Genomic DNA, 7,539 nt, shown 5'->3' on the forward strand with positions numbered 1-7,539 from the left:
GCGGAGTGTCGTTGGCCCGCGCATTATCGTCCTGGCGCGGCGGCGCTGGAGGCCAGCCAGCGCAGCGCGCCGTGACCGGCGGCACGCCCGCTGGCAAGGCAGGCGGTGAGCAGGTAGCCGCCGGTGGGCGCTTCCCAGTCCAGCATTTCGCCGGCGCAGAAGGTGCCGGGCAGATCACGCAGCATCAGGTTTTGATCGACCGCGGTGAACTCGATGCCTCCCGCGCTGCTGATCGCCTCGTCGAGCGGGCGTGGCGCAAGCACCGGGATCGGCAAGGCCTTGATCAGCGCAGCGAGGGTTTCGTTGCCGGCGAGCTGCTCCGGTGTGGCGAACTCGCGCAGCAGAGCCGCCTTGACGCCATCGATGCCGGCGCGGCGGCGCAGGTGGTTGGCCAGTGAATCGTGCCCGCGCGGGTGGCTGAGATCTTCAGCCAGCCGCCGCGGGGTGCGCCCCGGCGCGAGGTCGACCTGCAGCAGGGCGCTGCCGGTGGCTTCGATGCAGTCGCGCAAGGGCGCCGACAGTGAGTAGATCAGGCTGCCCTCGATGCCGTGGCGGGTGATGACGAACTCGCCTTCGCGCCGCGACGGCGATCCGTCGGAAGCAACGAAACTTATGGCGACGGACTTCACCGGCGTGCCGGCAAAGCGACTGCACAGGTGTTCGCTCCAGGCCACGTCGAAACCGCAGTTGGCCGGCCGCAGCGGCGCCACGCCTACGCCGCGCTGGCGCAGCAGGGTAACCCAGGCGCCGTCCGAGCCCAGCCGCGCCCAACTGCCGCCACCGAGGGCCAGCACCGTGGCGCCAGCGCCGACTTTTGTTTCGCCGGCAGGTGTCGCAAAGCGCAGTGCGCCAGTGGCATCCCAGCCCAGCCAGCGATGCCGCGCACGGACCGTAACGCCGGCGGCGCGCAGCCGATGCAGCCAGGCGCGCAGCAGCGGCGCGGCCTTCATTTCGCGCGGGAAGACCCGTCCCGAACTGCCAACGAAGGTTTCGATGCCGAGCTCGCCAGCCCAGCGGCGCAGCTGCTCCGGGCCGAAGCCCTCCAGCCATTTCCCGACCTGCTCGCGGCGGGTGCCATAGCGAGAAAGAAACCGGTCGCCCGGTTCCGAGTGCGTCAGGTTTAGGCCGCCGCGACCGGCCAGCAGGAATTTGCGACCGACCGAGGGCATGGCGTCGAACAGGTCGACAGGCCAGCCCGCGCCGCTGATGATTTCCGCCGCCATGAGGCCGGCTGGTCCGCCGCCGATCACGGCGACGCCGCGCCCGTAGATGGCCGATTCAGCGTCGTCCAAGGTCGGCCAGCGAATTGGCGAGGCGCACGTAGTCCGCCACCGGGATGTCCTCGGCGCGCGCCGTCGGGGGAATGCCCAGCGCCGCCAGCGCGGCCTCGTCAAGATAGCCGCGCAGGGTGTTACGCAGCATCTTGCGGCGCTGGGAGAACGCCGCCGTCACCACCCTGGCGAACAACTCGGAGTCGCTTGCCGTTCCGCCAGCGCCGACTCCTGAGAAATCGACCGGAATCATGCGCACGATGGCCGAGTCGACCCTGGGCGGCGGATTGAAGGCGCCCGGCGGCACGACGAACATGCGCTCCATGTGGAAGCGGTACTGCAGCATCACCGAGAGTCGGCCGAAATCCTTGCTGCCGGGTTCGGCCACCATGCGGTCGACCACCTCCTTCTGCAGCATGAAGTGCATGTCATACACCAGCGGCGCGAACCGGACCAGGTGGAACAGCAGCGGGCTGGATATGTTGTAGGGCAGGTTGCCGACGATCTTGAGCCGCCCTTCGTCCTTGAGCCTGGCGAAGTCGAATACCAGCGCGTCGCCCTCGTGGATCGTCAGCCGTTCGGGCGGAAAGCGTTGTTGCAGGCGCGCGATCAGGTCGCGATCGATCTCGATCACGTGCAGGTGGTCGCAGCGCTCCAGCAGCGGTTCGGTGAGGGCGCCGAGGCCGGGGCCGATCTCGACCACGGTGTCGCCGGCGCGCGGTGCGATCGCGTCGACGATCCTGCGGATCACGCCGTCAGAGACCAGGAAGTTCTGCCCAAACCGCTTCCGGGCGACGTGCCCGGCGACGGACTTCATGCGGTGCGCGCCTCGGCCGCCGGCATGCCGTCCTTGAACACCATCAGGGTGCCGGGTTCCATCGTGATCCACGGTTCGTTGTCGGTCAGCGGCAGCGTGGCTATGACGGCGACTCGGTCGGACGGATTGGTCACTTCGCTGAAGTCGATGCTGATGTCCTGGTCCTTGAGGTGGGCGACGGCGAACGGGGCCTGGCGCAGGATGTAGGCGAGCTTTGTGGCGCAGTGCGCGTACAGGCAGTTGCCGTTGCTGAGCAGGAAATTGAACTCGCCGTGCGCGGCGATTTCACGCGTGATGCCGGCGAGGAAATCGAACATCGGCTGCCTGAGCGGCATTGCCTCGCCGAACTCCGCGCGCAGGCGTTGCAGCAGGAAGCAGAAGGCCAGCTCGGAATCGGTGTCGCCGACGGGGACGAAACTGCCGTCGAGCGTGGGTGCGAATTCCTTCAGGTTGCCGTTGTGGGCGAAGATCCAGTAGCGACCCCAAAGTTCGCGCTGAAAGGGGTGGGTATTCTCCAGCGCGATGCGCCCCTGGGTCGCCTTGCGGATGTGGGCGATGACGTTCGTCGAATGGATCGGGTAATGGCGCACCAGTTCGGCTACGGGGGACTGTGCCGATGGCTCGACATCGATGAAGACGCGGCAACCCGGCCCTTCGAAGAAGGCGATGCCCCAGCCGTCCTTGTGCACGTCGGTCAGCCCGCCGCGCGTGCGGAAGCCCTCGAAGGAAAAACAGATGTCGGTGGGCGTGTTGCCGTTCATGCCCAATAACTGGCACATTTCAGCGATTCCGGCGCGCGGCCATGTCGATCGCGGCATCGATCGCGGCGAACAGGCTGGTCGGCGAGGCCTTGCCGGTGCCGGCGAGATCGAGTGCGGTGCCGTGGTCGACCGAAGTGCGGATGACCGGCAGGCCGAGCGTGACGTTGATGCCTTCGTCGAAGGCTGCGTACTTGAGCACCGCCAGGCCCTGGTCGTGGTACATGGCCACTTGGGCATCGGAGCCGGCGAGGACACTTTTCGTGAAAAGCGTATCCGCGGGCAGGGGGCCGACCAGATCCATTCCCTCGTTGCGCAGCTTGTCCACTACCGGGCCAATGACCTCGATCTCCTCGCGCCCCATGTGGCCGCCTTCGCCGGCATGGGGATTGAGTCCGGCCACCAGGATGCGCGGCGCGGCGATGCCGAACTTGGTTTGCATATCGGCATGGAGGATGCGCAGGTTGGTCTCCAGGTCGTCGCGCGTGATCGCGGCGGGAACGTCCTTGAGCGCCAGGTGGGTGGTCGCCAGCGCCACGCGCAATCCCGCGCCGGCCAGCATCATCACCACCCGCGGCGTGGCGGTGCGTTGCGCAAGGTATTCGGTATGGCCGCTGAAGGTGATGCCGGCATCATTGATGACGCCCTTGTGCACCGGCGCGGTGACCATCGCCGCGTAGTCGCCGGCGACGCATCCGTCGAGCGCGGTGTCGAGCATGTCGAGTACGTAGCCGGAATTGGCGGCGTCGAGCCGTCCCGCCAGCGCCGACTTTCGCAAAGGGACATGGCGAATCTCGATATGGCTTGCGTCGAGCCCCAGTTGCCGCGCGCGTTCGGCGAACAGGTCGCGGTCGCCCAGCACCACCAGGCGCGCCGGCCACTGCCGCCGTGCCAGGCGCAGGCAGATGTCGGGCCCGATGCCGGCGGGCTCGCCCGACGTTACGGCGATGAGCGGCGGTTCAGCGCTCTTCGTTGCGGTATTCGACATAGGCGCGGTCGCGCATTTGCCGGACCCAGTCCTGGTAGGCCTCGTCGGACTTGCGCTCGCGCAGCACCTGGCGCGCGGTCAGGCGCTGGCGCTCCGCCGTGGCGTCCTCGGTGCGGCGTTCCAGGACCTGGATCAGGTGGAAACCGAAGGGCGACTGGATCGGCTCGCTGACCTGGTTGACCTTGAGTGCATCCATCGCCTTCTCGAAATCGGGCACCGTATCGCCCTGGTACATCCAGCCGAGGTCGCCGCCCTTGGCGGCGGACAGGTCGTTGGAATGCAGGCGCGCCAGATCGGCGAAGTCGGCGCCGTTGTCCAGCCGCTCCTTCAGGCCGACCAGTTTGCGCCGGGCCTCCGCTTCGGAGACGAGTTCATTCACCTTGATCAGGATATGTCGGGCGCGTGTCTGCTTCAGCGCGACTGCCTGCGTCGGACCGCCACCACCCTGGCGCGCAACCAGTTTGACGATGTGGAATCCGGCGGGGCTGCGCAGGATGTCGCTGGTCTCGCCCGGCTTGAGCTTTTTCACGGCATCGGCATAGAGTGCCGGCAGGCGGTCGAGTGGCCGTGCGCCCATGTCGCCACCGCTCAGGCCGTCCGGTGCGTCGGAATAGCTGGCCGCCACCTTGGCGAAATTCTCTCCGCGGCGGAGCTGGTCCAGTGCCGCCTGGGCGCGCGCACCGATCCGCATCAGCTGGTCGGGCGAGGCTTGCTCGGGTACCCGCAACACGATGTGCGCCGTCTGCACCTCGACGCTGGCGAGGCTTTCGCCCTGTTCCGGATTGGCCAGGTAGTTGTCGATCTCGCCGTCGGACACCACGATGCGGCTCTCCACTTCGCGGTCGCGCAGCCGCGACAGCACGATTTCGTCGCGGATCTCCTCGCGGAACTTGGACCACAGGATGCCATCCCGTTCCAGCGCGGCACGGAAGTCCTGCAGGGAAAGCTTGTTGCCCTCGGCAATGCGGCGCAGCGCCGCGTCGAGCTCGATGTCGGAGATGCGCAGGCCGGTGTCGCGGGCGAACTGCAGTTGCACGCGGTCGGTGATCATGCGCTCGAGCAGTTGCCGTTCGAGGATGTCGCCCGGCGGCAGCTGCACGTTCTGGCTGCGCAACTGGCGTTCGACAGTGGCCATCCGCGCGCGTAGCTCGAACGCGGTGATGGCTTCGTCATTGACCACGGCGACGATGCGGTCGACTTCGAGCGGTTGGGATCGTCGCCCCTGGGCCTGCGCCTGGGCAATGGTGGAAACGAGTAGCAGGCACAACAGCAGGAAGCGGGAAATCATGGTGGGGTGAGCGGTGCGGCCTGGTCTTGTTGGTTGATCGCGCCGTAGCCGGGCACGTTGCGTTTCAGGATGTCGAGAGGATTGGATCCGACCTTGGCGAATCCGTTCAGTTCGAGCTGGAAGAACAGCGCGGTGTTGGAGCGCTGCGTCAGCGTCGCCAGGCGCTGCATGACGACGCGTCCCACCCAGCAGCCGCCGTCGTACTCGAGGCCGGCCACGGTTTCGATCATGCGCCGGTCCTTGGTTGAATAATTGAAGCGCCCCACCGCATGCCATCCGCCGAACATCGGCCATTGCCCGGACAGGTCCAGCTGGCCGAGCTGGTCGCGCGAGTAGCGGTAGCCGGCGTTGAGCACCTTGCCGGTTTCCGGCTGGTAACGCCCGCCGACGTTGAGGCGTTCCATGCGGTTCAGGCGCGGGTTGTACTGGATGCCGGTATCGACATAGGTCTTGGGCAGGATGCGGCCGGACAGCGAGGCGAGGAAGTCCGTCTGGCGATCGCTGCGCAGGATTTCGCCGGGCAGGCCGACCTTCTGGGTGGTGAAATAGAAGCGCTGGCCGAAGGCCGCGCGCAGGATCTCGGCTCCCGTGGCGGGATCGATCAGGCGCGACGTCAGCATGGCCGTGGCCTGGTTGGCATCGCCGAAGCGGTCACCACCGCCGTAGCGGTTCTCGCCGAAGATCTGGGCGAAGTTGAAGTCGGTCAGGGCGCTGTCGAAAACCGGGATAAGGCTCTGGTCGCGCGCCGGTGCATAGAGGTAATAGACGCGCGGCTCGAGCGTTTGCGTCAGCGCGGTACCCAGCCAGCCGATGTCGCGCTCGAAGGTGACCGACGAATCGACGCTGAAGATGGGCAATTCGCGGGTCAGTCTTTCGGGGGTGCCGGCCGCCTGGCGATCGAGCACGTAGCGCGTGGAATGTATGCCGATCTTGGGCGTCAGGCTCAATATTTCGGTTTGCAGCGGCAGCGATAGCTGGGGATAGAGGGTCAGGCGCCGCCCCTGCACCAGTGTCGGGTTGCGGAAATTGACGTGCTCGCCGTTGAAGGCGAAATGCATGCCCAGCGGCAGGTCGCCGCGACTGGCGTTCACGGTCAGTTGCGGCAGGCGCCGGTACGGCTCGGTGACCGCCGGAAGGGACGGGTCCTGCAAGGTCTGGTAACTCTGTGCCAGCAGGTTGGCGGACCACCAGCCGCCACCATAACTGAGCGTGCCCTGGCGCAGCAGGTTGGTCTGCGCGATCACGGTCGACCCGCTGGCCAGGTCGCTGAAATAGGTACTGTCGGATGCCCGGTTGAGCGCCAGCGAGCCGGTGAAGCCGTTGCCGAAGTTCTGGTTGTGGTTGAGTGAATAGGATGAGCGGCTCTGGTGGGCCAGCTTGTCCTTGGGCAAATACTGACCCTGGAAACTGCCGCCGTAATTCGGCTGCAGGTAGCGATACTCGCCGTTCCACATCGTGCCGCGCTTGGCCATGATGCGCGGCGCAAGCGTCGCGTCCATGTTCTGCGCGATGTTCCAGTAGAAGGGCTGGGTGAACTCGACACCGCCGCTGCTGGTGGAACCGAAGGTGGGCGTCAGCAGGCCGCTCTTGCGCTCGTTGTTGAGCGAGAAGCTCATCCACGGTGCATAGAGGATCGGCGTGCCCATGAAGACCAGCGTCGCGTCGCGCGCGCTGCCCTCCTCGGTGTCGTAGTCGAGGCGCAGGTCGGTGGTGCGCGCGAACCAGTCCGGATCGCGGCCGGCAACCGGGGTGCAGGTGCTGTAGGTGGCATCGGTCAGGCGGTATTTGCCCTCGCCTTCGAACTCCATGCGGGCGGCAGTGCCGTGTCCGGTGGTGAGGTCGGCCGAGGCGCGCTCTTCGTTCCCGGTCCACAGCGTGGCCGCCGAGCCGTTCTTGATGCGGCGAATGCTGTATTCCGGTTGTTCGAAGAAGCCGGTGCTGTCATCCATCTTCATGCGCATCCGGGGGCCCTGCACGCGGTCGCCATCGCGCGAAAGGCGCACGTTGCCCGACGCCTCCAGTTCGTCCGTCCCTTGCCAGTAAGTCAGCTTGTCGCCGTGCAGGACGGAGTTGCGCTTGCGCAGTTCGACGTTGCCTTCGGCGACCACTTCCACGTCGTTCCTGCCGGCGATCTGGTCCGCGGCGATGAAGGTCGGCAGCACGTCGCCCGGTTGCCGCAGGTAGGGCATCACGGCGGGAGAGGCGCGCAGCGTCGGTTCCGGCAGCGCGCCCGAGGCGACATGGGCGGAATACAGCGGCGGCAGCGCGGGGCGTTCCGCCACCAGCGGCGGTTCCTGCGGTTCGACGATCGCCACGGCCGCCGTGCCGACGGCGGGCGCCTTGGCCGGCGCGGCAGGCGCCTCGGTGGCCGGGGGCGTGGGCAAGGGGGGGGCGGCTTGCGCGGATCGGGTTGCCAT

6 protein-coding genes are annotated in these 7,539 nt (G+C 67.0%); all 6 read right to left on the reverse strand.

Going from position 1 to position 7,539, the window contains the following annotated elements; translation table 11 throughout:
- Positions 1-23: 23 nt before the first annotated feature.
- The gene (locus J0M27_RS12855; RefSeq protein WP_294992189.1) at positions 24-1,292 is read right to left on the reverse strand and encodes a TIGR03862 family flavoprotein; all 1,269 of its coding nucleotides are present in this window, start codon (positions 1,290-1,292) and stop codon (positions 24-26) included.
- Positions 1,279-2,088 (reverse strand): 16S rRNA (adenine(1518)-N(6)/adenine(1519)-N(6))-dimethyltransferase RsmA, encoded by an 810-nt coding sequence (gene rsmA, locus J0M27_RS12860; RefSeq protein WP_294992192.1) that lies wholly within the window; start codon positions 2,086-2,088, stop codon positions 1,279-1,281. The genes J0M27_RS12855 and rsmA overlap by 14 nt, the downstream gene beginning before the upstream one ends.
- On the reverse strand, positions 2,085-2,867 hold the full coding sequence (locus J0M27_RS12865) for a class II glutamine amidotransferase (protein WP_294992195.1): 783 nt from the start codon (positions 2,865-2,867) through the stop codon (positions 2,085-2,087). The genes rsmA and J0M27_RS12865 overlap by 4 nt, the downstream gene beginning before the upstream one ends.
- Position 2,868: 1 nt before the next feature.
- Entirely contained in the window at positions 2,869-3,834 is a 966-nt protein-coding gene (gene pdxA / locus J0M27_RS12870) for a 4-hydroxythreonine-4-phosphate dehydrogenase PdxA (protein WP_294992198.1), read from the reverse strand.
- Entirely contained in the window at positions 3,806-5,122 is a 1,317-nt protein-coding gene (locus J0M27_RS12875) for a peptidylprolyl isomerase (protein WP_294992201.1), read from the reverse strand. Before J0M27_RS12875 ends, pdxA begins: the two co-directional genes overlap by 29 nt.
- A partial coding sequence (locus tag J0M27_RS12880) for an LPS-assembly protein LptD (RefSeq protein WP_294992204.1) occupies positions 5,119-7,539 on the reverse strand: 2,421 nt, incomplete at its 5' end. The genes J0M27_RS12875 and J0M27_RS12880, both read right to left, overlap by 4 nt.

Source organism: Sulfuritalea sp. (assembly GCF_017302275.1).
GTDB lineage: Bacteria > Pseudomonadota > Gammaproteobacteria > Burkholderiales > Rhodocyclaceae > Sulfuritalea.

Coding starts and splice junctions, on each gene's coding strand:
- J0M27_RS12875 (WP_294992201.1), bottom strand. CDS start 5,122: ATGATTTCCCGCTTCCTGCTGTTGTGCCTGCTACTCGTTTCCACCATT.
- J0M27_RS12865 (WP_294992195.1), bottom strand. CDS start 2,867: ATGTGCCAGTTATTGGGCATGAACGGCAACACGCCCACCGACATCTGT.
- rsmA (WP_294992192.1), bottom strand. CDS start 2,088: ATGAAGTCCGTCGCCGGGCACGTCGCCCGGAAGCGGTTTGGGCAGAAC.
- pdxA (WP_294992198.1), bottom strand. CDS start 3,834: ATGTCGAATACCGCAACGAAGAGCGCTGAACCGCCGCTCATCGCCGTA.